The organism is Devosia sp. A449 (assembly GCF_054489375.1).
Genome location: NZ_JBTMWU010000002.1, coordinates 96,025 through 118,066 on the forward strand (window position 1 = coordinate 96,025; position 22,042 = coordinate 118,066).

A 22,042-nucleotide genomic window follows, 5' to 3' on the forward strand; every position below is an offset into this window, starting at 1 on the left:
GTGCAGTCGACACCCTCCCCTTGCGGAGAGGGATCAAGGGTGGGGGTAATCACGCGCATCGAGCTTGCGGAGAGATACCCCCTCCCGGCTCGATCACGGACTTAGCAAACGCTAAGTCCTATCTCGCTGTCCCTCCCCGCAGGGGGGAGGGTTGTCGACTGTTGGATTTCGCCTACTTCAGCTCGGCATCCAGTGCGGCGATGAGCTGCTGGATTTCCTCTGGCGAGGTGTAGTGCGTGAAGGAGAGGCGCAGGACGCCGTGGGTGGGGTCGATGCCGACGGCTTCGAGCAGGCGGTAGGCGTAAAAGTGGCCGCCGCCGGCCATGATGCCGTGTTTGGCGAGGCTGGTGGCGACGGCGGCGCCGGGTTCGGAAAGGCCAAGCGCGATGGTGGGGGCGCGGGTGGCCGGGTCGGCGGGGCCGATCAGGCGGACGGTGTTCTTGCCGCGCAGATAATCCAGCAGCGGGGCGGCGAGGGCGATTTCCTGGGCGCGCATGGCGGCGTGGGCGCGGCGATAGGGATTTTCGCCTTCCACATTGTCGCCGGCGATGGTGGCGACGGTTTCGAGATAATCGACGATGCCGGATGATGCAGCGATCTGGGCGTGGTCGGGGCCGGCCGGGGTCAGGCGGTAGCGCGGCTTGTCTTCATTAAAGAAATGACCCTGATTGGGCAGCGCCATCGCCAGTTCGGGACGCACGGCCATGATGCCCTGATGCGGACCGAACACTTTGTAGGCCGAGAAGAAATAGATATCGGCGCCGAGCGCCATGAGGTCGGGCAGGCCATGCGGGGCGTAGCTGACGCCGTCGATGGCAGTGACCGCGCCGACGGTTTTGGCGCGGGCGGCGATATCGGCGATGGGGTTGATCTCGCCGGCAATATTGGAGCAATGCGGCGCGGCGACGAGGCGGACCTTGCTATCGAGCAGCTTGTCGAGATCGGCCAGGGAGAGCTGGCCGGTGACCGGATCGACGCGCCATTCGCGGATTTCGGCGCCCATTTTGGCGAGCTTGCGCCAGGCGCCCGAATTGGCCTCGTGATCCTGATTGGTGACGATGACGGCGTCGCCGGGCTTGAGCCAGCCGGCAAAGGCATTGGCCAGCACATAGGTGTTGGCCGATGACGAGGGGCCGAAATGGATCCAGTCGGCGGTGACGTTGAGCGCCTGCGCCAGCCGCTCGAAGCTCAGATTCATCGCGGCGCCGGCTTCCTCGGAGGCCGGGTAGAAGCCATAGGGCTGCACCTTGGTGGCGCGATAATAATGGTCGAGCTTGGCGAGCACGGCGCGAGCGGTGTAGGAGCCGCCGGCATTTTCGAAAAAGGCTTGGCCCTGGAGGGACGGTTCGGCAAAGGCGGGGAATTCGGCGCGAATGCGGGCCGGGTCGAGAGGCAGAGTGCTCATCAGCTATGGGTCCAAGCGGCGGGTCTCCGATTGGTAGAGGATGGGCAGATAAAAGCAAACCCCGGCGGTTGAGCGCCGGGGTTTGAGCGACCACCCGCCCGGGGGCTGGCGGGTTATCGCAACGGTGGCGTCAGCCCTGGGGGGCGGGCGCGGTTTCTACTGCCGGAGCGGCGGGGCCGCGCTTGTTGAACTGGCCCGGCTTGCCGCCGCGGTCGGGGCGCTGTGGGGTCAGTTGGGCCAGTTGCTCGGCGCTGAGGCTATCGAAAAAGGCGGTGGCGGCGGGCTGCACGGCTTCGAGCGCAGCGAGATGGGCGGCGGCGATGGCGATGCGGGCATCAAGGCGCTCGGCGGGGCCGGGACGCGTGGCGGTTTCGCCATCAGCGGGAGCCGTGGGACGCAGGGAAGCGGTGGCGGTGGTGAAGTCGGTCGCGGCGGCCAGCGCGGCGGTCTTGAGCGTGTCGAAGAGCGGCTGCTGTTCGGTGGTCAGCGTGACGCGGTGGCTGAGGCGGACCAGGGCGATCTCGACGCCTTCAGCGCCACGGGCGAAATTGAGGACATCACCGCCACCCATGCGGGCATCCATGCGGCCACCCTGACGCTGGCCGTGATGGTCGGCACGGAAGTTGTGTTGCTGGGCGGAGGGGGCAGCGCTTTGGGCATAGGTCGGGGCGACGGCGGCGAGGCCGATGGTGGCGGTCATCAGAGCCACGATGGCGGTGGTGGTGATCGTCTTCATGGGAGGTCCTTTGCATGGGAGCCGGGTAGGCCCGGCAAGAAGGACCCTAGCTGGTGTTGCCTATGCGTGACCTTGCGGGGAGGTGAAGACTTGGTCAGGTTGGTAAGGTGGGGTCGTTTGGGCATTCCGTGTTTGGGGCCGCCGCCCCCTCACCCTAACCCTCTCCCCGGAGGGGCGAGGGGACTGATCGAGTGTGGGGGGCGATCGGTAAATGGGGGCTGGCATGATCGAGATTGTGGTCGATCCGTTTCCGTCTGACGACGCCATGCGGGGCTTGTGGCGGCTGGCTTGGGGCGGCGAGGGGGCGGAGAGTTTTCAGCCGATATTGCAGCGGAGCCTGGGGCATGTCGGGGCGTATGACGGCGCGGCGTTGATTGGCTTCGTCAATGTGGCCGGGGATGGGGGCGTGCACGCCTTCATTCTCGATACCTGCGTGGCGCCGGCCTATCGCCGACGCGGCATCGCGGTGCAACTGGTGCAGCAGGCAGGGGAGACGGCGCGCCAGCGCGGGGCGCAGTGGCTGCATGTGGATTTCGAGCCGCAGCTGGAGGCGTTTTACCGGCAATGCGGCTTTGGGCCGACCGCTGCGGGGTTGATGCGGCTGGCCTAAGGCCGCAGGTCGCGGAGGCCGGAGAGGATCAAAGTGAGGCCGAGGGCGCCGAAGGCGGTGCCGAAGGCGGCTTCGATCCAGCGCCAGAAGCGGGCATAGCCCCGGCTGGCGGGGCCGCTGGAAAACAAGATGCCGTAGGTGCCGTAGATGAGGATGGACGAGGTTGCGGCGATGGGGCCGAATAGCAGCACTTCGCCGCCGCCCAGGCCGGAGCCGAACAGGAAGGTGGCGATGGCCATCCACATCAAGAGGGCTTTGGGGTTGGTCATGACGACGAAAAAGCCGCGCCGCCAGGCGGCCAGTTCGGAGAGCGGGCGGGTTTCGCGTTTCAGCGCCGCATCGCTGCCGCGCAAAGCGGCCCGCAACCCGCGATAGCCCATGACGCAGAGATAGGCGCCGCCGACGAATTTGAGCAGAGTGAGCAAAGCCGGCACGGCGGCAAACAGGGCGCCGAGGCCGAGGGCGGTCATGGCGGCCCAGACCAGCGTGCCGGAGGCGATGCCGGCGACCACCAGCAGGGACAAGCGGCGGCCTCGGCCGAGCGCCACGGCAATGACGGCGAACATATTGGGGCCGGGCGAAGCCTGGGCGGCGACGACGCCGAGCAGGACGATGAGATAATTCTGCAGCATGGGGGTGCTCGGGGGCTAGCGGAAGCGGCTGGCGACGAAGGCGTTGATGGCGTCGAGCGTGGTCATACCCTCGGGCGTATCCAGATTGAACTGGAATTCATGCGGCAGGGAAGGAACGTGATCGGCGGGGAAGAAGAGGGACTCAACCGATACATTCAGTTCGGTGAGGCGCTGGGCCAAGGCGACGGCCTGCACGCCGAGCGGATCGCCATTGCCGCTGGAAATGAAGGATGGCGGGAAGGAAGGGGTGACGTAGTTCGTAACCGGGGCCAGATCGAAGGCTTCGTCCTCGACGAAATTCTTGACGCCGGAATAGGCCCACAACACGGTGCGCAGGAACCAGCCGAAACTGCCGTCGAGATCAATGCCGGTCATGTCATAGGCGCCCGACACCAGCAGCGCGCCGCGCAATTGGGCCGGGGTGATGGTGGGGGCGATGTCCATGGCGGCGGCGTAAGCCGGGTCGGTGATGATATTGGCAAGCTGGGCGGCGATCTGCGCGCCAGCGGAATCACCGGCGAGAATGATGCGCGTTGGGTCGATATTGAGCTCGGCGGCGTGGGCCGTGAGATAGGCAAGGGCGGCGTTTACCTGCCGGACCGGGGTGGGGTAGCTGCTGCCATAGCCGGTGGAATATTCGACGCTCACCGTGGCGACGCCGCTGCCGGCGAGGACTTTGACATAATTGGCGACGCCGGCTTTGCTGCCGGCGATCCAGGCGCCGCCATGCACCCAGACGATGACGGGCAATGGCGCGGTCGCGTCAGGCGGCAGGTAAAGGTCGAAGGTCTCGATGGGGTCGGGGCCATAGGCCAGATCGGCGCGGGTGACGATGCCGGGCGGCACGTGCTTTTCCAGCCGCGCCTCGGAGGCGGCGTCGCCCTGGGCGAAGACATATTGGATGAGCAGCGCCGAGGGCCAGGGGCTGAGGCGAAACGCCAGCAGCCCCGCCAGCAGCAGCACGACGACGGTCGCTAACGTCCACAACCAGAACCGCTTCATCGACCTGCCCCCGCATGCGTCGCGACACTAATTACGGCGCGGGGCGAACTCAATGGCGTTTCAGGTCAGGAGGCGATGTATTCGCGCAGCTCTTCGGTCTCGCGTTCGGCCTGCTCGATCTTGGCCTTCACCACGTCGCCAATGGAGACGATGCCCACCAGATCGCCATCTTCGGCAACCGGCATATGGCGGATATGGAGCTGGGTCATGCGCTCCATAACATCGGCGATGGGGGTGTCGCGGGTGCAGGTGACGACGCCGCGCGTCATGCACTGGCTGATCGACAAAGCGAGGGCGCCGGTGGGGTCCTGGCCGAGGCGGCGCACGATGTCGCGTTCGGAGAGGATGCCGATGATGGCGCCGCCGGCATCGGTGATCACTAAGGCGCCGACATTATGCGCATTGAGCGCGGCCACCGCATCGCTGAGGGTGCCGGCTTCGGGCAGGGTGTGAACCATCACGCCCTTGGTTTGCAGGATGGTATCGACAAGCATGTTGAAGTCCTCCTTGCGCCAAGTCTGGACCGCCGTCGGGCGCGCGGCAATAGGCCGATGGTCGAGTTGCAGAAAATAGAAAAGGGCCGGCGCAAGGCCGGCCCAGTTGGTGACGTTGGTCAGGGAGGACGTCGGAGATCAGGTGTAGCGCTGGCTAGGGGACCAATGATGCGCGATACGCCGGGGAGCAGGGGCCTCCGCCGGCAAATTGCCACGCAAGGCAAAGCGCGTGACTTCGAACAACACTGCGAGGACCAGGATGGTCAGCGGCACCATGAACACCGCGATCTGGGTGTCAGGCTGGCTGGCCAGATTGGCGGCGGTGGCCGGCGTAACGCCAACCAGCAGGGCTGAAACCGTAGCCAGGGCCAGCAGGGCCGTGGAGGCTACAGCATAGAGCCCGATATTTTTCCGCTTGCCGGACGTGGAATTGTGCATGGGATCGACGTCTGCCTTGTCTTTCGCAATGCCCTCATCAAGCCACGCGAATGCGGTTCGAGTTTGGGGGCAATGGGGTCCGACGCGTACCATTTGAAGGCAAAACTGTGGCGGAGCGAGCCGCCGGAGGCGGAAAACAGGCTCCGCAACCGGCGGCTCAGGCTGGGTTAACGATGCCGATGCGCCTTGTGCGGGCGGCCCAGAATGGCGGTGATCGCGGCGGTGAGCGGGCTGGTCAGGCCATCGATATAGGGCTGGTTGCGCTCGGTGACGACCGGGGCGGTATCGGTCTCGATCCAGTGCTGGTGATAGATAGACTTGAACAGATAGCTGGCGGGGATCATTTCAGGCTCCATATTGAATCGGTTCAATATATATATGTGGAGGAATGCGTTATATATATGTGGAGGAATGCGTTGAACCGGTTCAAAATAGGAGCTGTACTGCCACGGAGTCAAGTGGAAATTGAACCGATACAAAAATTGTGATACCGCAACAGCGAGAAACCGGAGCGGGTGGAAATTGGCAAAGCAGGGCGAGACCAGCATCAAGCTCAAGGACGTGGCGAAGGCTGCCGGGGTGTCGCAGGGCACGGCGTCCAACGTGTTCAGCCGGCCCGATATCGTGCGTGAAGAAGTGCGCGAGCGGGTGCGCGCTGTGGCCAAGGAACTGGGCTATGCCGGGCCGAGCCTGACCGGGCGGCTGCTGCGGGCGGGCAAGATCAACGCCATCGGCGTGGCGACGGCCGAGCCGCTATCGTATTTTTTCGAGGACCCGTGGGCGCGGGCGATGATGGCGGCGATTTCGGCCTGTTGCGATGCGCGCGGCGCCGGCATCGCGCTGGTGTCGGCGCAGAACCGGCAGCGGCCGGCCTGGAATATCCAGAGCGCCTTGGTGGATGGCTTCGTGCTGATGTGCGCCGAACAGGGTGAGTTGCTGGTGGATCTGACCCAGCAGCGCGACCTGCCCTTCGTGGCGCTGGCTCTTGATGAGGCGATGGGCAAGGTGCCGGCCATCGCCATCGACAACCTGGGCGGGGCGCGGCAGGCGGCCGAGCATCTGCTGGGGCTGGGGCATCGGCGGTTTGGCATTATCGGGCTGGGCGACGCGCCAATGGTGGCGCTGGAGTTTTCGGCGTTGCGGGCCGGGCCCTATGCGACGGTGCGTGACCGGGCCGAGGGCTATGCGCAGGCGCTGGAGGCAGCGCCGGCGGAGGTGGTCGCGTTTGAGACCGATGCCAGCCGGGCCGGTGTTACGGCGATCATGGAACAGCTGTTCGGCGCGGGCGATGGTCCGACGGCGCTGCTGGCCATGTCGGACCGGGTGGCGCTGCTGGCGATGGACTGGCTGCAGCAACGGGGCCGGCGCGTGCCGGAGGACGTGTCCATTGTCGGCTTTGACGGCGTGCCTGAAGGGGCCGAGACGCTGCCGGGCCTGACCACGGTGGCGCAGCCGATGGAGGAGATCGCCAAACGGGCAGTGGCGGCGGTACTCGACGACCAGATGCCCGATGGGCGGGAATTGCTGGCACTGGAGCTGGTCATTCGGGGCAGTACCGGGGCGCCTCGTCCGAACTGACCAGTTGCTCCCGACCCGGCGAGCCCGTATCAGTCTGCCCGGCATTTAAGCGGGAGAATGAAATGGGGTTCTTGTCCGAAGCACTGGCGCGGGTGGCGCCGTCGGCGACGGTGGCAATCAGCCAGAAGGCGCGCGTCATGGCGCAGGAGGGCCGCGATATCATCGCGCTCAGCGCCGGCGAACCCGATTTCGATACGCCGCTCAATGTGCGCGACGCTGCCAAGCGCGCCATGGATGAGGGCAAGACCCGCTATACCAATGTCGATGGCATTGCCGAGCTGAAGGAAGCCGTGGCCGCCAAATTCCGCCGCGACAACGGGCTCGATGTGACGGCGTCCGATTGCTTTGTCAGCTCCGGCGGCAAGCAGATCATTTTCAACGCGCTGATGGCGACGCTGAACCCCGGCGACGAGGTGGTGGTGCCGGTGCCCTATTGGGTGAGCTATCCCGAAATCGTGCGGCTGTGCGGGGCCGAGCCGGTGTTTGCGGTGGCGGATGCGTCGACCGGCTTCAAGCTGTCGCCCGAAGTGCTGGAAGCGGCGATCACGCCCAAAACCAAGTGGCTGTTGCTCAATACGCCGTCCAACCCGACCGGCGCGGCCTATAGCGCCGAGGAATTGCGTGGGCTGGCCGATGTGTTGCTGCGCCATCCGCAGGTGCATATTCTCACCGACGATATCTATGAGGTGCTGGTTTATGATGGCGGCAGCTTCGCCACCATCGCCCAGGTCGAGCCGGCATTGCAGGCGCGCACGCTGACCATGAATGGGGTGTCCAAGTCGCATGCCATGACCGGCTGGCGCATCGGCTATTGCACCGGGCCGCGCCCGTTGCTGGCGGCGATGACCAAATTGCAGGGCCAGTCGACCACCAATCCCAGCTCGATCTCGCAATGGGCGGCGGTGGAAGCGCTGAACGGGCCGCAGGACTTCCTGGCCGAGTGGCGGGACGTGTTCCAGGCGCGCCGCGATCTGGTGGTGGCCGGGCTCAATGCCAATACCGGGCTGGATTGCCTGATCCCGGAGGGGGCGTTTTACGTGTTCCCGTCATGCCAGCGGCTGCTGGGCAAGACTTCGGCTGGCGGGGCCAAGCTGGTGACGGACGAGGATTTCGTCATGGCGCTGCTGGAAGAGACCGGCGTGGCGCTGGTGCACGGCACGGCGTTTGGCCTGCCGGGGCATTTCCGGCTGAGCTATGCGGCCAGCAATGCCGAGCTGGAAGAAGCGGTGCGGCGGATCCAGGGGTTTTGTGCTGGGATTCGGTAGGGGCCCCGCTCGTCCCACGACCACGATGTCATCCCGGCCTTGAGCCGGGACCCATCTCGAGATCTCAGGATGGGCCCCGGCTCAAGGCCGGGGTGACACGGCGGGTGGGTGAGATCGCTAGGCGTAGGGCGCTGGTCCTATTTCCCCATCCAGCTCAGAAAGCCCGTATCGCTGCCGCCGGCTTGGGCGAACATTTGCATCAGTTTGTTGGTCGATTGGTAGCTGGAGACGGCGGCCTGGTAGAATTGGTCGCTCCAGCCGACGGCCTGGCGTTCTTCGGCGCTCATCGAGCCGTAGATGGCCATGATGTTCTGGCTGAAGGCGCTGGGGTCACTGGATTTGGCGGCGTTCTGGAAACCGGCCAGCAGGGCGGCGCCGCTCTTGCCGCGCAAGGCGGTCTGGGCAGCGTTGATTTCGGCGGTGTTGAATTGAGCGGTGCCGTCGAGCACGATGGATGACAGGCTGCGGCTGTCGAATTTAGCCATGTCGATATAGGTGCCGACGGTGGTGGCCTTGTTGAACGTCGGCGCCTTGCCGTTTTCCAGCGCCGTCGCATAGAGCTGGTCGAGGACCTTGCGGGTGCCGGTCGCCACATCGGCGATGTCGGGCGGGGCGGTCTGCTTGCCGGCGTCGAGCAGCACCAGATAGAGCGCCACCGGATCGTCGTCGCCGGCATCCGGCATGGTCTTGGGATCGGTCTGCAACTGCTTTTGTGCATCGGTGACGGCGGCGCGACCGGCGATCCAGTCGGCGCCGGCCTTTTCCTCGGCGCTGAGGCTGTCGAGATAGTCAGCGGCGGCCTTGTAGAGGCCAGTGAAATTGCCGGTGACCTTGGCGACGGCGGCGGGGCCGGACAATGCCGCCTCCAAGCGACGCTGCATTTCGAGGCCGGCGGCGGTCCGTTCATCGGGGCTGAAACTGTCATCGCTGGCCATGGCGAAGAGTTCGCGGGGATCGAGGCTGGTCAGGTCGAGGGCGAGTTTGCCGCCTTGCAGCGGCGAGGTGCGGTCGGCGTCCTTGAGCAGGGCGGTCAGCTTGGCGCGGGTGTCGGTGATCACCGTGGCGAAATCGCGCTCGGTCAGGGCGGCGCGGGCCTCGTCGGAGAGGGTCACCATGGTCGCCGCAGAATCGGTGGTGCTGCTGCCGGTGGATGCAGCGGAAGCGGTGCTGGCCTTGCTGGCAGCGTGATTGGAGGCGGCGGCCTGATAGTAGCTGCTGGTGGGGTAGGTGGTGTTGATGCCAACCATCGGACACTCCTGCATTCGGTCAGGGACCGTCATGCAAGCTCTATGCCGACAAAAAACCGTGCAGAATCAATGACGGGTGGAGCAGGGGCGGCAGAATGTGCCGGGTGGGGGACAAAAAAGGCCCCGCCCGAGGGGATGGGCAGGGCCTAGGGGTCATCAGCCGAAGCATCTGACCTTGGAGGAACGGCGCCACGAACGCCGTTGATCTGGTCGAGATGACTATCTGATGACGGCAGGCGCGACACAAACGCGCAATGGGAAGTGCTGCCATGCAGATTCGCTGGTCGGCGCCGGCATATAGGCAAAAAAAAGAGGCTCCAACCGAAGTTGGAGCCCAATGATAGGGCCGAAGCCAAATCTTAGTAATGGCCCAGCGCAAGGGAGGAGGATATGCGCCGAACCGGGTGGACAGAGGCCGAGGGAGGAGAAAAGGCCTAAGTCCGGTGTCGCAAGAAGCGGGTCCGAGGGAGGAGGTACGGAGCGGCTTCACCAGCGACAAGGCCAATATAGGTTTTGACCGTCTGGTCAGCAAGGGAAAGGTCAGCATGACTGCCATGCAATTCTGACAGCGGCAATCTGTCCATGCCTTTCTGAACGCTCAGAATATCGCCAGATATTTCAGCAGCGAGATGATGCCGATGACGATCACCACGATCTGCACGATCTGGCGCATGCGCGCTTCGATCGGCAGGCGCTGAACCAGCCAGAGAATGAGGACGATCACCAGGAAGGTGATCAGGATGCTGATCAGAACGGAAGTGCCCACGGAATTCTCCAAACGCGCAGGTTGCGCGATGCTCAACGCGGCGGTTGGTGTTTCGTTGCGTGCAGCGGCACCGACGAAAAAAAAGGCCCTGTCCGAAGACAGGGCCTGATGACTGGGCCGAAGCCAAATCGAAAGTGGGGCAGAGAGCAAGGGAGGAGGAGATGCGCTCTGCCATTGAACCTGGATCGAGGGAGGAGGATACGATCCCGGTTCGGTGTCGCGATACTTGGTCCGAGGGAGGAGGGTTCAGACCGCGTCTCAGCGACAGGTGCAATATGTACTCTAGTGAGTTGGTAGACAATAGGATCACCAACATGTCAGCCATGCAAATTTCGCGTAGGCCGAAAATGAATGTGGCCCCACTCGAGGGGAGAGTGGAGCCACATCAGTTTGCAGGGGCAAGCCCCCGCAAGGAGGGAACGCAGCAGGCGCAAGGGAGGAGGAGAAGCGCCCGCTGTGCTGGTGGGCATATAGGCCGCGAGCTTCTGCTCATCAATCGAGCAGGTGACATGGAAGCCATGCGTCTTGCGCATGTGGTTTTAAAAGAGGTCGGTGAAAGGCTTGGCAATTAACCGGGTTATTGCAGCGAATCGAAGCTGGCGATGGCCGCAGCCAGCTCGCCCAGATGGGCGATTTTGATGTAATGCGGCTCATTGGCGGGTTCTTCGGCCTGCTCATAGGCCCAGGTGAGGTCATGCGGCACATAGGCGGCAAAGCTGCCGGCAGCCAGCGCGGGCAGGATATCGGAGCGCAGCGAATTGCCGACCATGATGGTGCGCGCAGCGCCATCGGTGTGACGCTCGAAGATGCGGGCATAGACCGCCGAATTCTTGTCGGCGACGATTTCGACGGCGGCGAAATACTCGGCGAGACCGGAGGCGGCGAGCTTGCGCTCCTGGTCGAACACATCGCCCTTGGTGATCAGAATCAGCCGGTGGGTCTGCTGCAACTGGTCCAGCGCGGCATCGACATAGGGCAGGGTCTCGATGGGGTAGCGCAGAAGTTCGCGGCCGGCAGCGAGGATTTCGGCGATGACGGTGCCGGGAACGCGGTGGTCGGTGACCTCCAGCGCCGTCTCGATCATCGAAAGGGCGAAGCCTTTCATGCCGAAGCCGTAAAATGACAGGTCGCGCATGACCGAGGCGATCAGGCGCTCCCTGAGGTCGGGCGCGTCGGTATAGTCGCGCAGCAGATCAACGAAGCGCTGCTCAGTGAGGCGGAAGAACTGCTCGTTTTGCCAGAGGGTGTCGTCGGCGTCGAAGGCGATGGTGGTGATGGGCATGGGCATGGGGCTATGCCGTCGTGTGCTGGAGCAGGGACCGCCATTCGGGCGTAGCCCTCATGGCCTTCTGACCTAAAATCACGCCACTGGCGTGATTTTGCCTTGGCCGGTCAGAAGCTCCACTCACGCGCTTTGCCGACGAGGAAGTCGCGGAACACGCCGACGCGCTTGGAGTTTTTCAGGGCTGGCGGATAGACGAAATAGGCCTCGTAAGCCGGCAGCTCGACCTCGGGCAGCACCTGGATCAGGCCATCGGCCTTTTCGGTGACATAGGCGGGCAGCATGGCGATGCCGATACCGGCGCGGCAGGCCTGCAGCATGCCATAGATGGCATTGACCTTGAGCGCGGCGCGACGCGGGCTCGAATCGGTGCGGCCCATGCGTTCGAGATAGTTGATGTCGCCCAGATAGGACGGCACCGGCTCGCCGAAGCTGATGATGCGGTGATCATCGAGCTGCTCGGCGCTGGTGGGCACGCCATAGGCGTCGAGATAGGCGTTCGACGCGTAGAAGTGGTTGTGCACGGTGAACAGCTTGCGCTGGATCATCTCGGACTGGTTGGGGCGGTGCAGGCGGATGGCCACATCGGCCTCGCGCATCGCCAGATCCAGCTCGGCGTCGTTGAGGCGGATTTCGAGCTGGATCAGCGGATAGAGCTTGAGGAATTCATCAAGCCGCGAGCTGAGCCAGGTCGAGCCGATGCCGACGGTGGTGGTGACGATCAGGGGACCGGTGGGGACATCCTGGCTTTCGGACATCTGGGTTTCGACCTGCGCCAGCTCCCAGCTCATGCGGTGGGCGGTGCGGAACAGCTGCTCGCCCACTTCGGTAAGCACGAGGCCCCGGGCGTGGCGAATGAACAGCTTGAGACCCAGATCATCCTCAAGCGCGGAAATCTGCCGGCTGACCGCCGACTGGCTCATGCCGAGTTTTTCGGCGGCATGCGTGAAACTGCCCGACTCGGCGGCGGTGTGGAAAATCCGGAGTTTGTCCCAGTCGAGCATTTCGTTTGACGCTTTCTAATTTGGCCGGCTGTTACTCCGCCGCCTCGGCAAGTTCGTGTTCGGCGAGATAGCGCTCGGCTTCGAGCGCTGCCATGCAGCCCATGCCCGCCGCCGTCACTGCCTGACGATAGACATCATCGGTGACGTCGCCGGCGGCATAGACGCCGGGGATATTGGTTTCGGTGGTGCCCGGCTTCACCAGCAGATAACCGCCGGGCTTCATGTCCAGCTTACCTGCAAAGATGGATGTGGCGGGGGCATGGCCGATGGCGACGAAAATGCCGTCGATCGGCTGCTCATAGGTGCGATTGGTGGGGATATCGCGCAGCGTCACCGAATTGACCGAGGGCGGCATGGTTGAGCCGCCGATATCGGCGATCTCGGTATTCCAGCGCACTTCGATCTTGGGGTGTTTGAACAGGCGGTCCTGCAGGATGCGCTCGGCGCGGAATTCGTCGCGGCGATGCACCAGGATGACCTTGCTGGCAAAATTGGTGAGGAACAAAGCTTCCTCGACAGCGGTATTGCCGCCGCCGACGACCAGCACTTCCTTGTTGCGATAGAAAAAGCCATCGCAGGTGGCGCAGGCGGAAACGCCAAAGCCCTGGAATTTCTGTTCGCTCGGCAGGCCCAGCCATTTGGCCTGGGCGCCGGTGGCGATGATGATGCTATCGGCGGTGTAGATGTCGCCGCTATCGCCGGTGAGCACGAAGGGGCGCTTGTCGAAATCGACATCGACGATGAGGTCGTTGACGATTTTGGTGCCGACATGTTCGGCCTGCGCCTTCATCTGGTCCATCAGCCAGGGGCCTTGAACCACGTCAGCAAAGCCGGGGTAATTCTCGACATCGGTGGTGATGGTCAGCTGCCCACCGGGCTGCAGACCCTGAATCATCACGGGCTCAAGCATGGCGCGCGCCGCATAGATGGCGGCGGTGTAGCCGGCCGGGCCGGAACCGATGATGATGACTTTCGCGTGCATCGCAACGCTCTCCGACTAAATGCGAATTATCCTCAGGCCCTAGTTAAGGGTCTAAGGGCCACTCTTTCAAGGCAAACCATTGCGTAGAGCTGCATGTGCCTGTGGAACACACGCAAATGTCACAGCCATGCCGGACAGCGGCCCGCGTTTTGGGGCCGGCAACGAGAAGCGACGGCAGGATGCCGCCGCGAATCGCATGCAAAGCTGGCGTGAGCGCCCGAAGGCGTCAGGCGTATTTGACCTTGAGGATCTCGTAGCTGCGAGCGCCGCCCGGGGCCGAGACCTCAAAGGAATCGCCGACTTCCTTGCCGATCATGGCGCGGGCGATGGGCGAGGAAATCGAAATGCGGCCAGCCGAGGCATCGGCCTCGGGATCGCCGACGACCTGATAGGTCTTTTCTTCCTCGGTATCCTCGTCGACATAGGTCACGGTGGCGCCGAACTTGACGGTCGAGCCCGACAGCTTGGTGATATCGATGATATCGGCCAGCGCCAGAATCGTCTCGAGTTCCTTGACCCGGCCTTCGTTGAGGCTCTGCTGCTCCTTGGCAGCATGATACTCAGCGTTTTCCGACAAGTCGCCATGGGCGCGCGCTTCGGCAATGGCCTCAATGATGCGACGGCGCTCAGTGGCGGTGCGATGCTCAAACTCGACGACCAGCGCCTTATGGCCGCCAATTGTCATCGGGATCTTTTCCATTTCGTCGCCTCCATGCGGCACGGCAGATAAATAGCCTCATCCCCAGCCAAAATCCGTGCGGCATGCGCTTCACGATAAAATTTTAGGGGAATTTGGCCCACGTTGCCCGCCGGCCGCGTTTCGGTCAAGCGGGTGTGACACTGAAGATGGTCATGTCCACACACGCATTCAAGTTTTGAACCCAATAGCGTCGAAAGGCCCCACTATGCCCGGATTTCGGATTTCCCTGCTTGCCATGCTGATGCTGGGTGTCGCCAGCCTGCCGGTTACGGCCCAGACGATCGAATCAAGCGCCGGCCCGCTCAGTGCGACTGTGGTGGCCGAAGGGCTGGACCATCCCTGGGCGCTGGGCTTTCTGCCGGATGGGCGGATGCTGGTGACCGAGCGCAGCGGGCAGTTGCGGGTGATCGAAGATGGCGTGGTGGGGGCGCCGGTTGCGGGCGTGCCTAGAGTGTACTCCGAAGGGCAGGGCGGCTTGCTCGATCTGGCGCTGGCACCCGACTTTGCCAGCAGCGGGCAGATTTATCTGAGTTTTGCCGAGCGTGCCGCGGATGCGGGCCTGCAACGCGGGCAGGGCACGGCGGTGCTGTCGGCAAAACTGGTGCTGGAGGGCGACAGCGGGCGGCTGGAAAACAGCCAGGTGATTTTCCGCATGAATAATTTCACCACCACCAACCGGCATTTCGGTTCGCGCATCGTGGTTGGGCAGGACGGCAATCTGTTCGTGACGCTGGGCGAGCGCGGCGATGCGGACCGGGCGCAGGATATGGGCGATCTGGCGGGGGCCATTGCGCGCATCGCCCCCGATGGTTCGGTGCCGGCGGATAATCCCAAGCTGGAGGGCTGGGCACCCGAATTGTGGAGCAAGGGCCACCGCAATCCGCAGGGCGCGACCTTGCGCGACGATGGGACATTGTTCACCGTCGAGCATGGGGCGCGCGGCGGCGATGAGGTGAATATGCCGCAGCCGGGCGGCAATTATGGCTGGCCGGTGATCACCTATGGCGTCGATTATTCCGGGCTGGCGATCGGGGAAGGCACGGCAAAAGCCGGGATGGAGCAGCCGCTGCATTATTGGGACCCGTCCATCTCGCCTTCGGGACTGGATTTTTACGACGGCGATTTGCTGGCTGACTGGCAGGGCGATCTGCTGGCCGGGGGGCTGAGCGGGCAATTGCTGGTGCGGCTCGATGTCGAGGGCGATGCCATTGTCGGCGAGGAACGGCTGTTCGCCGGGCAACTGGGTCGAATTCGCGATGTGCGGGTGGGGCCGGATGGGGCGATCTATCTGCTGACCGACGAGGCCAATGGCCAGCTGATCCGGGTGGCGCCGGAGGGGAAGTAGGCGCAATCGGGCTTGCTTCGTCGGCACGGTCCGTCGAAACTGCGCCAACAGCAAGCCGGAGCAGAAAAATTGGCCGATACCAGCCACATCGTCGGGGGCGGACCCAAGAAGGTTCTCTATACCCTCGCCACCATTTCCCGCATGGGCGTGGGCAAGGCGGCCAAGGCGCTGACGGCCAAGAATACCTGCAAGGCCTGTGCCTATGGCATGGGCGGGCAGCGCGGCGGCATGACCAATGAGCTCGATGAGTTTCCCTCGGTCTGCAACAAGAGCGTGCAGGCGCAATCGACCGATATCCAGCCGGCGATTCCGCATGAGATTTTCGAGCACGAACTGGCCGACCTGCAGGAACTGACCGGGCGCGAAATGGAGCATCTGGGGCGGCTGGGGACGCCTTTGTTCAAAGCGGCGGGGGCAGATCGCTTTGCGCCGGTGGATTGGGATTTTGCCATTGCCCATGCGGTGAAAAAGCTGGCGGCCACGGCGCCGCGCCGGAGCTTTTTCTATTCGTCGGGGCGTTCGTCCAACGAGGCGGGGTTTATTTTCCAGCTGCTGGCGCGGGCCTATGGCACCAACAACGTCAATAACTGCTCGTATTATTGCCATCAGGCGACCAGCGAGGGGCTGGGCAGCACCATCGGCAAGGGCACGGCCGGCGTCGAGCTGGAGGATTTGACCGGGGCCGATCTGATCTTCGTCATCGGGGCCAATCCGTCATCCAACCATCCGCGCTTCATTCACATGCTGAAAAACTGCCGCGACCGGGGCGGCGAGGTGATCGTGATCAATCCGGCCAAGGAGCCGGGGCTGGTCAAATTCGCCGTGCCGAAATCGCCCAGCTCGATGCTCAAGGGCGGCAGCGAAATCGCCTCGGATTATGTGCAGCCGCGCATCGGCTCGGATATTGCCTTGCTCAAGGGCATCGCCAAGGCGGTGCTGGAGCTGGGTTTTGCGGCCGATGAGTTCATCGCGGCGCACACGTCTGGCTTTGCCGCACTCAAGGCCGATATTGCGGCACTGAGCTGGGATGCGGTGACCGATGCCTGCGGGATTTCGCGTGACGAGATCGAGCATATTGCCCGCCGCTATGGGCAGGCCGAGCGGGTGGTGTTTGCCTGGGGCATGGGCATGACGCACCATATGCATGGCGTCGCCAATGTGGAGGCGATCGCCAATCTGGCGATGCTGCGCGGCATGGTGGGCAAGCGCTATGCCGGGCTGTTGCCGTTGCGCGGGCATTCCAATGTGCAGGGCATCGGCACTATCGGGGTCAAGCCGGTGCTGGCCAAGGATGTGCTGGCCAAGATGGAAGCAGCATTCGGCGTCAAATTCCCCGAGGAAGCGGGTTTCGACACCATGGCCTGCCTCAAGGCGGCCGAGGCGGGGGAGATCGACAGCGCGGTGATCATGGGCGGCAATCTGTGGGGGGCGACGCCGGACACGGCTTTTGCCAGCCGGGCCATGGAAGCCATCGGCTTCAAGCTGTTCCTGACCACGACGCTGAATATGGGCCATGTGCATGGGTTGGGCGAGGGTGAGGTGCTGGTGCTGCCGGTGACGGCACGCGATGAGGAATGGGAGCCGACGACCCAAGAATCGATGTTCAACTATGTGCGGCTCAGCGATGGCGGCATCAGGCGGCTGGACAATGTGCGGCCGGAAAGCTGGATTCTGGGCGAAATCGGGCAGGGACTGCTGCCGGACTCGCCGATCGCCTTCAAGGCGTTCAGCGCGCATTCCAAGGTGCGCGAGGCGATTGCGGCCATCGTGCCGGGCATGGAGGAATTGGCCGATATCGATGTGGCCAAGCGCGAATTCCACATCAAGAACCGGCTGCTGCATACGCCCGAATTCGGCACTATCGATGGCAAGGCGCATTTCGTGGTGACGCCGCTGGCGAAGCTGGCGCATGAACGGCTGCATCTGGCGACGGTGCGCAGCGAGGGCCAGTTCAACACCATCATCTATGAAGACAAGGACAGCTATCGCGGTGGCGCCGGGCGGCATGCGGTATTCCTCAATGGCGAGGATATGGCGGCGTTCGGGGTGCGCGAAGGGCAATCGGTGACGCTGGCGTCGGATACCGGGCGGATGACGGCGATTGTGACGCAGTTCGACCTGCCGCGGGGTAGCGCCATGGCGTATTATCCCGAGGCCAATGTGCTGGTGGGGACCGCAGTCGATCCGCGCAGCAAGACGCCGGCGTTTAAGTCGGTGCCGGTTTGGATTGAGGCGGGGGCGTAGGGCCCCCTCAATTGCCCAACCCCTACCGCGCGTCACCCCGGCGTTGAGCCGGGCCCATCTCCAGATCACGCCAGCACCGCCATCTCAGGATGGGTCCCGGCTCAAGGCCGGGATGACGCCGTGGTTGTGGGGACGGCAGCGACCGGACTGGCCTCCTCCTCTCCACCGCCGAATTTCTGTACCAGATCGGCTGCGGCGGCGGCGAGGCGGGCGATTTCGGCTTCGGTGAAGGCGCGCGGTTCGTAGTCGAGCAGCACCAGGGCGCCGACGCAGGTGCCGTCGGGCAGGATCAGCGGGGCGCCGGCATAAAGGTCGATGCCATTGGTTTGCAGATAGACATTTTCGCCGACCAGTGGGTGCGGCGCGGCGGAATGGACGATCAGCGGGGCGGCGGTTTCGGCGACGATGCTGGTGAGCAGGTAGGCGCCGTCATCCTCGATATGGCGCTCGTCATTGAGCAGGTTGATGGCGGCGACGGGAATGTCGAACTCATCGGCGATTTGCTGGATGGCCTGGCCGAGCGCGTCATCGCCGCGACCAGCGCCGGCAAAGGGCTGCTTCTTGTTGCTGACGGCGCGGGTGGCGGCCTGCTGGCGCATCTGGCCGATGACGGTGCTTTCCACCGCGTCATCGAGGGTGCGGAAGATGGCGTTGACATGCAGGGTATCCGGCGTTTCCTCGAGATTGAGGGCGGTGAGCGCGCAGACCAGGATGCGGATATCGGGCGCCATGCGGTTGATGCGGCGCGAGACGTAGCGCACCTGGGCGCGGATATCCTCGCCCATGAATACCAGCGCGATCACCTCCACCCCCTCCAGATCGAGCCGGCCGATGGCTTCCTGACGGATGGCCAGAGGCGGCAACACGCGGCTGGGCAGGTTTTCCTCGGCCAGATTCAGGGCCAAGAGGGTGGCAGCGCATTCGTCGATTTCGGTGCGGCCGCCGATCAGCAGGATCTTGCTCTGGTCGGGCCTGTCGATGTCGGCGATTTCGGCGATGATGGCGTCGAAGGATTGCACCAGTTGGCGGCGCTGCGGCAGGGCTTCCGGGCGGTCGGACAGCTCGTTATTGGCCAGCGTCAACGCCGGCATCATCACCTCGCTCAGATAGCGATTGGTGTCGTGATCCTCGATAAAGTCCTCGCTCAGATCGATGGCGTCCTCGGCGTCGCCCTTGAGCATGCGCTGGTAGAGGCGTTCGGCGGGGGAGAGCACGGGTTCGCTGCCGAGCATGGTTTCGAGGAACTGGAATTGCGGCAGATGGCGGCCGATGACCACGAGGCACACCGTCATTGGCGTGGCGAGGATCAGCCCGACCGGGCCCCAGAGGGTGGCCCAGAACATGGCCGAGAGCAGGATGGCGATGGGGGAGACGCCGGTGCTGGAGCCGTAAAGACGCGGCTCGATGACATTGGCGGTGGTCAGGTCGAGCGCCAGGAACAGGCCGACCGACATCAAGAGCATGCTCCAGCCGGGATCGACGGCGAAGGCCAGCAGGAAGGGCACGGTGGCGATGATCAGCGCGCCGACAAAGGGGATGTAGCGGAAGAGGATGATCAGCAGCCCCCAGAGCACGGCGCTGGGGACGCCGATGAGCCACAGGCCGAGGCCGAAAATGATGCCATAGGTGACGTTGACTGCCAGCTGGATCAGCAGATAGCGGCCGACCCGGCGGCTGGCGTCGGCGATGGCGATATTGGTCTTGGAGTAGCGGCCGGCGCTGACCAGCCGAATGAAGCGCTCCTGCAGATCGCCCCGGCCCAGCAGCAGGAAAATCAGGAAGACGGCGACGATAGCGACGGTGGCCACCGGACCGATGATCGAGCCGAGCAGGGAGCTGACAATGCCGAGCGGGCCGATTTCGTTGGAAATGGTGACCGGCAAGGGTGCGCCGGCGCGGCGCGGTTCGTCGGCGCTGGTGCCGGACAGCCGGGCGCTGAGCTCGCCGAGGGTATTGCTGATTTGTTCGAGGAAGCCGCCACCGCCGAACTGGGCCTGCAGCGCGGCGATCTTGGTCGAGATGGTTTCCTGATAGCCGGGCAGTTCCTGCGCCAGCTTGATCACCTGATTGCCGGCGATGTAGGCAAAGCTGCCAAGCAGGCCAAGCGCCAGCACCACGGCCAGGATCACCGCCAGCGCATCGGGCAGATGCAGGCGGCGATTGAACCAGGTGACCAATGGGGCCAGGGCAAAGGCGAGCAGAATGGCCAGCACCAGCGGCACCAGAATGCCGGCGCCCAGATAGAGTAGGGCGGCCATCAGGGCGAAGGTGGCGATGCCTTGAAAAATCGCCGTATTCGGCCGCTCGTCCGGATGCTGCAGATGATGTTCAGACACAGGCCATTTCCCCCAATGAGCCTGCTCAATGCCGGCGGGAGGGAAACGTTCCGCGTTCCGGGCAGCAGGGAGGGGTGATGCGGCGCGCTACCCGTTGCCCAGTGCGTCGGCTTGCCTTACATAGACGGCCAAATCTCCCAACACTGCGAAGAGGGTCAGCAAGCCTATGGCTCGCCAGTTCATCTACCACATGCACGGAATGTCCAAATCCTATGCCGGCGGCAAAAAGGTGCTGGATAATATCCATCTCAGTTTCTACCCCGACGCCAAGATCGGCGTGCTGGGTCCCAACGGCTCGGGTAAGTCGACGCTGCTCAAGATCATGGCCGGCGTCGATACCGAGTTCCAGGGCGAAGCCTGGGCCGAAAAGGGCGCCAAGGTCGGCTATCTGTCGCAGGAGCCCGAGCTGGACCCGGCGCTGAACGTGCTCGGCAACGTCATGGTTGGCGTCAAGGAAAAGAAGGCCGTCATCGATCGTTACAACGAGCTGATGATGGACTATTCCGACGAGACCGCCGACGAGGCCAGCAAGCTGCAGGACCAGATCGACGCGGAAAATCTGTGGGATCTCGAATCGCAGGTCGAAGTGGCGATGGAAGCGCTGGGTTGCCCGCCGGGCGATGCCGACGTGACCAAGCTGTCGGGTGGCGAACGCCGCCGCGTGGCGCTGTGCGCGCTGCTGTTGAGCAAGCCCGATCTGCTGCTGCTTGACGAGCCGACCAACCATCTCGACGCCGAAACCACTGCGTGGCTGGAACGCCATCTGCGTGAGTTCGCCGGCGCCGTGCTGATCATCACCCACGATCGCTACTTCCTCGACAATGTCACCGGCTGGATTCTCGAGCTCGATCGTGGTCGCGGCGTTGCCTATGAAGGCAATTACTCGGCCTATCTCGGGGCCAAGGCCAAGCGCTTTGCCCAGGAAAAGAGCGAGGACGCAGCACGCTCCAAGGTGCTCGAGCGCGAAAAGGAATGGATGGGCCAGAGCCCGCAGGCGCGCCAGACCAAGTCCCGCGCCCGTCTCAAAGCCTATGACGAACTGGTCAAGATCAACGAAGCGCGTACGCTGTCGCACACCGCGCAGATCATCATTCCGCCCGGCGAACGGCTTGGCCACAATGTGATCGACGTGGAAAATCTCTCCAAGTCGTTTGGCGATCGGCTGCTGATCGACAATTTGACCTTCAAGCTGCCCCCGGGCGGTATTGTGGGCATTATCGGGCCGAATGGCGCCGGCAAGACCACCTTGTTCAAGATGCTGACCGGGCAGGAACAGCCTGACTCGGGCACCGTCACCGTCGCCGAGAATGTGCATCTCGGTTACGTCGACCAGAGCCGCGATAGCCTCAACGCCAACAAGACCGTCTACGAGGAAATCTCGGAAGGCGATGAAGTGCTGATGCTGGGCAAGCGCGAAGTGAACGCGCGCGCCTATACCTCGTCGTTCAACTTCAAGGGCGGCGATCAGCAGCAGAAGGTGGGCAACCTCTCGGGTGGGCAGCGTAACCGCGTGCATCTGGCCAAGATGCTCAAGTCGGGCAGCAACGTGCTGCTGCTTGACGAGCCGACCAATGATCTGGACACCGAAACCCTCGCTGCGCTGGAAGAAGCGCTCGAGGAATTCGCCGGCTGCGCCGTGATCATCAGCCACGATCGCATGTTCCTCGACCGTCTGGCGACCCATATGCTGGCCTTTGAAGGCGACAGCCATGTGGAATGGTTCGAAGGCAACTTCGCCGACTATGAAGCCGACAAGATCCGCCGGCTTGGCGCCGACGCGGTCAATCCCAAGCGCGCCACCTACAAGCCGCTGACGCGCTAAGTTCTGCCGGGCGCTCCACTGCTGTGGAGCGCCCGTTTGCCTTGGAAACCATGCGCTCGCAGGGATGGTGCGGGCCTGGCAAAACTATGCGACATAATAGGCGATATGGTGGTGATTGCCGGGCGCCTGCGGGCAGGCCTCACGGGCTTTGGGG

The 22,042-nt window shown here is 63.7% G+C and carries 20 protein-coding genes; 6 read left to right on the forward strand and 14 right to left on the reverse strand.

The genetic code is table 11. The features are described from left to right. Nucleotides 1–172 precede the first annotated feature (172 nt). The gene (locus ACX3OW_RS06245) at nucleotides 173–1,405 is read right to left on the reverse strand and encodes an aminotransferase class V-fold PLP-dependent enzyme (protein ID WP_459094899.1); all 1,233 of its coding nucleotides are present in this window, start codon (nucleotides 1,403–1,405) and stop codon (nucleotides 173–175) included. A gap of 130 nt (nucleotides 1,406–1,535) precedes the next feature. Then, nucleotides 1,536–2,141, reverse strand: a complete 606-nt coding sequence (locus ACX3OW_RS06250) for a Spy/CpxP family protein refolding chaperone (RefSeq protein ID WP_459094900.1) — start codon at nucleotides 2,139–2,141, stop codon at nucleotides 1,536–1,538. 223 nt (nucleotides 2,142–2,364) lie between these two features. On the opposite strand from ACX3OW_RS06250, the gene ACX3OW_RS06255 reads away from it, so the two are divergent. Beyond that, entirely contained in the window at nucleotides 2,365–2,751 is a 387-nt protein-coding gene (locus ACX3OW_RS06255; protein WP_459094901.1) for a GNAT family N-acetyltransferase, read from the forward strand. On the opposite strand, the gene ACX3OW_RS06260 is transcribed toward ACX3OW_RS06255, so the two are convergent. From ACX3OW_RS06260 to ACX3OW_RS06280, 5 genes are all read right to left on the reverse strand, one after another. Then, entirely contained in the window at nucleotides 2,748–3,383 is a 636-nt protein-coding gene (locus ACX3OW_RS06260; RefSeq protein WP_459094902.1) for a LysE family translocator, read from the reverse strand. The genes ACX3OW_RS06255 and ACX3OW_RS06260 overlap by 4 nt on opposite strands. 15 nt (nucleotides 3,384–3,398) lie before the next feature. Continuing rightward, nucleotides 3,399–4,385, reverse strand: coding sequence for an alpha/beta hydrolase (locus ACX3OW_RS06265; RefSeq protein WP_459094903.1), 987 nt, complete (start codon nucleotides 4,383–4,385; stop codon nucleotides 3,399–3,401). Nucleotides 4,386–4,450: 65 nt separating this feature from the next. After that, nucleotides 4,451–4,879 carry a CBS domain-containing protein gene (locus ACX3OW_RS06270; protein WP_459094904.1) on the reverse strand — a complete coding sequence of 143 codons (429 nt, stop codon included), beginning with the start codon at nucleotides 4,877–4,879 and terminating at the stop codon, nucleotides 4,451–4,453. A gap of 138 nt (nucleotides 4,880–5,017) precedes the next feature. Continuing rightward, on the reverse strand, nucleotides 5,018–5,317 hold the full coding sequence (locus ACX3OW_RS06275; RefSeq protein ID WP_459094905.1) for a hypothetical protein: 300 nt from the start codon (nucleotides 5,315–5,317) through the stop codon (nucleotides 5,018–5,020). Between the two features lie 167 nt (nucleotides 5,318–5,484). Further along, on the reverse strand, nucleotides 5,485–5,661 hold the full coding sequence (locus ACX3OW_RS06280; protein ID WP_459094906.1) for a hypothetical protein: 177 nt from the start codon (nucleotides 5,659–5,661) through the stop codon (nucleotides 5,485–5,487). Nucleotides 5,662–5,839: 178 nt separating this feature from the next. Between ACX3OW_RS06280 and ACX3OW_RS06285 the strand changes: the two genes are divergently transcribed. After that, the gene (locus ACX3OW_RS06285; RefSeq protein ID WP_459094907.1) at nucleotides 5,840–6,895 is read left to right on the forward strand and encodes a LacI family DNA-binding transcriptional regulator; all 1,056 of its coding nucleotides are present in this window, start codon (nucleotides 5,840–5,842) and stop codon (nucleotides 6,893–6,895) included. Between the two features lie 62 nt (nucleotides 6,896–6,957). Then, complete coding sequence (locus ACX3OW_RS06290) at nucleotides 6,958–8,160, forward strand: pyridoxal phosphate-dependent aminotransferase (protein WP_459094908.1); 1,203 nt, start codon at nucleotides 6,958–6,960, stop codon at nucleotides 8,158–8,160. A 137-nt stretch (nucleotides 8,161–8,297) separates the two neighbouring features. On the opposite strand, the gene ACX3OW_RS06295 is transcribed toward ACX3OW_RS06290, so the two are convergent. From ACX3OW_RS06295 to greA, 6 genes are all read right to left on the reverse strand, one after another. Continuing rightward, nucleotides 8,298–9,407, reverse strand: a complete 1,110-nt coding sequence (locus tag ACX3OW_RS06295; RefSeq protein ID WP_459094909.1) for a hypothetical protein — start codon at nucleotides 9,405–9,407, stop codon at nucleotides 8,298–8,300. A 598-nt stretch (nucleotides 9,408–10,005) separates the two neighbouring features. Continuing rightward, nucleotides 10,006–10,173 carry a Thivi_2564 family membrane protein gene (locus ACX3OW_RS06300; protein WP_459094910.1) on the reverse strand — a complete coding sequence of 56 codons (168 nt, stop codon included), beginning with the start codon at nucleotides 10,171–10,173 and terminating at the stop codon, nucleotides 10,006–10,008. 577 nt (nucleotides 10,174–10,750) lie between these two features. Further along, entirely contained in the window at nucleotides 10,751–11,461 is a 711-nt protein-coding gene (locus ACX3OW_RS06305; protein WP_459094911.1) for an HAD family hydrolase, read from the reverse strand. A gap of 104 nt (nucleotides 11,462–11,565) precedes the next feature. Continuing rightward, entirely contained in the window at nucleotides 11,566–12,459 is an 894-nt protein-coding gene (locus ACX3OW_RS06310; protein WP_459094912.1) for a LysR family transcriptional regulator, read from the reverse strand. Nucleotides 12,460–12,490: 31 nt separating this feature from the next. Continuing rightward, nucleotides 12,491–13,441 (reverse strand): thioredoxin-disulfide reductase, encoded by a 951-nt coding sequence (gene trxB, locus ACX3OW_RS06315; RefSeq protein ID WP_459094913.1) that lies wholly within the window; start codon nucleotides 13,439–13,441, stop codon nucleotides 12,491–12,493. A gap of 226 nt (nucleotides 13,442–13,667) precedes the next feature. Next, entirely contained in the window at nucleotides 13,668–14,141 is a 474-nt protein-coding gene (gene greA, locus ACX3OW_RS06320; protein ID WP_459094914.1) for a transcription elongation factor GreA, read from the reverse strand. A 205-nt stretch (nucleotides 14,142–14,346) separates the two neighbouring features. Between greA and ACX3OW_RS06325 the strand changes: the two genes are divergently transcribed. Together ACX3OW_RS06325 and ACX3OW_RS06330 are read left to right on the forward strand one after the other, a co-directional pair. Beyond that, nucleotides 14,347–15,486, forward strand: coding sequence for a PQQ-dependent sugar dehydrogenase (locus tag ACX3OW_RS06325; RefSeq protein ID WP_459094915.1), 1,140 nt, complete (start codon nucleotides 14,347–14,349; stop codon nucleotides 15,484–15,486). Nucleotides 15,487–15,555: 69 nt separating this feature from the next. Further along, a complete protein-coding gene (locus tag ACX3OW_RS06330; protein ID WP_459094916.1) occupies nucleotides 15,556–17,730 on the forward strand; it encodes an FdhF/YdeP family oxidoreductase in 2,175 nt (724 codons plus the stop codon). A 101-nt stretch (nucleotides 17,731–17,831) separates the two neighbouring features. Here the strand turns inward: ACX3OW_RS06330 and ACX3OW_RS06335 are convergent, their stop codons facing one another. After that, nucleotides 17,832–20,066 carry an AI-2E family transporter gene (locus ACX3OW_RS06335; RefSeq protein WP_459094917.1) on the reverse strand — a complete coding sequence of 745 codons (2,235 nt, stop codon included), beginning with the start codon at nucleotides 20,064–20,066 and terminating at the stop codon, nucleotides 17,832–17,834. A 166-nt stretch (nucleotides 20,067–20,232) separates the two neighbouring features. Between ACX3OW_RS06335 and ettA the strand changes: the two genes are divergently transcribed. Further along, nucleotides 20,233–21,888 carry an energy-dependent translational throttle protein EttA gene (ettA, locus tag ACX3OW_RS06340; RefSeq protein WP_459094918.1) on the forward strand — a complete coding sequence of 552 codons (1,656 nt, stop codon included), beginning with the start codon at nucleotides 20,233–20,235 and terminating at the stop codon, nucleotides 21,886–21,888. Nucleotides 21,889–22,042 lie beyond the last annotated feature (154 nt).

What these genes read in the sequence shown, in the direction of transcription:
- ACX3OW_RS06245 (WP_459094899.1), bottom strand. Translation starts at nt 1,405, where the DNA reads ATGAGCACTCTGCCTCTCGACCCGGCCCGCATTCGCGCCGAATTCCCC.
- ACX3OW_RS06250 (WP_459094900.1), bottom strand. Translation starts at nt 2,141, where the DNA reads ATGAAGACGATCACCACCACCGCCATCGTGGCTCTGATGACCGCCACC.
- ACX3OW_RS06255 (WP_459094901.1), top strand. Translation starts at nt 2,365, where the DNA reads ATGATCGAGATTGTGGTCGATCCGTTTCCGTCTGACGACGCCATGCGG.
- ACX3OW_RS06260 (WP_459094902.1), bottom strand. Translation starts at nt 3,383, where the DNA reads ATGCTGCAGAATTATCTCATCGTCCTGCTCGGCGTCGTCGCCGCCCAG.
- ACX3OW_RS06265 (WP_459094903.1), bottom strand. Translation starts at nt 4,385, where the DNA reads ATGAAGCGGTTCTGGTTGTGGACGTTAGCGACCGTCGTCGTGCTGCTG.
- ACX3OW_RS06270 (WP_459094904.1), bottom strand. Translation starts at nt 4,879, where the DNA reads ATGCTTGTCGATACCATCCTGCAAACCAAGGGCGTGATGGTTCACACC.
- ACX3OW_RS06275 (WP_459094905.1), bottom strand. Translation starts at nt 5,317, where the DNA reads ATGCACAATTCCACGTCCGGCAAGCGGAAAAATATCGGGCTCTATGCT.
- ACX3OW_RS06280 (WP_459094906.1), bottom strand. Translation starts at nt 5,661, where the DNA reads ATGATCCCCGCCAGCTATCTGTTCAAGTCTATCTATCACCAGCACTGG.
- ACX3OW_RS06290 (WP_459094908.1), top strand. Translation starts at nt 6,958, where the DNA reads ATGGGGTTCTTGTCCGAAGCACTGGCGCGGGTGGCGCCGTCGGCGACG.
- ACX3OW_RS06295 (WP_459094909.1), bottom strand. Translation starts at nt 9,407, where the DNA reads ATGGTTGGCATCAACACCACCTACCCCACCAGCAGCTACTATCAGGCC.
- ACX3OW_RS06305 (WP_459094911.1), bottom strand. Translation starts at nt 11,461, where the DNA reads ATGCCCATGCCCATCACCACCATCGCCTTCGACGCCGACGACACCCTC.
- ACX3OW_RS06310 (WP_459094912.1), bottom strand. Translation starts at nt 12,459, where the DNA reads ATGCTCGACTGGGACAAACTCCGGATTTTCCACACCGCCGCCGAGTCG.
- trxB (WP_459094913.1), bottom strand. Translation starts at nt 13,441, where the DNA reads ATGCACGCGAAAGTCATCATCATCGGTTCCGGCCCGGCCGGCTACACC.
- greA (WP_459094914.1), bottom strand. Translation starts at nt 14,141, where the DNA reads ATGGAAAAGATCCCGATGACAATTGGCGGCCATAAGGCGCTGGTCGTC.
- ACX3OW_RS06325 (WP_459094915.1), top strand. Translation starts at nt 14,347, where the DNA reads ATGCCCGGATTTCGGATTTCCCTGCTTGCCATGCTGATGCTGGGTGTC.
- ettA (WP_459094918.1), top strand. Translation starts at nt 20,233, where the DNA reads ATGGCTCGCCAGTTCATCTACCACATGCACGGAATGTCCAAATCCTAT.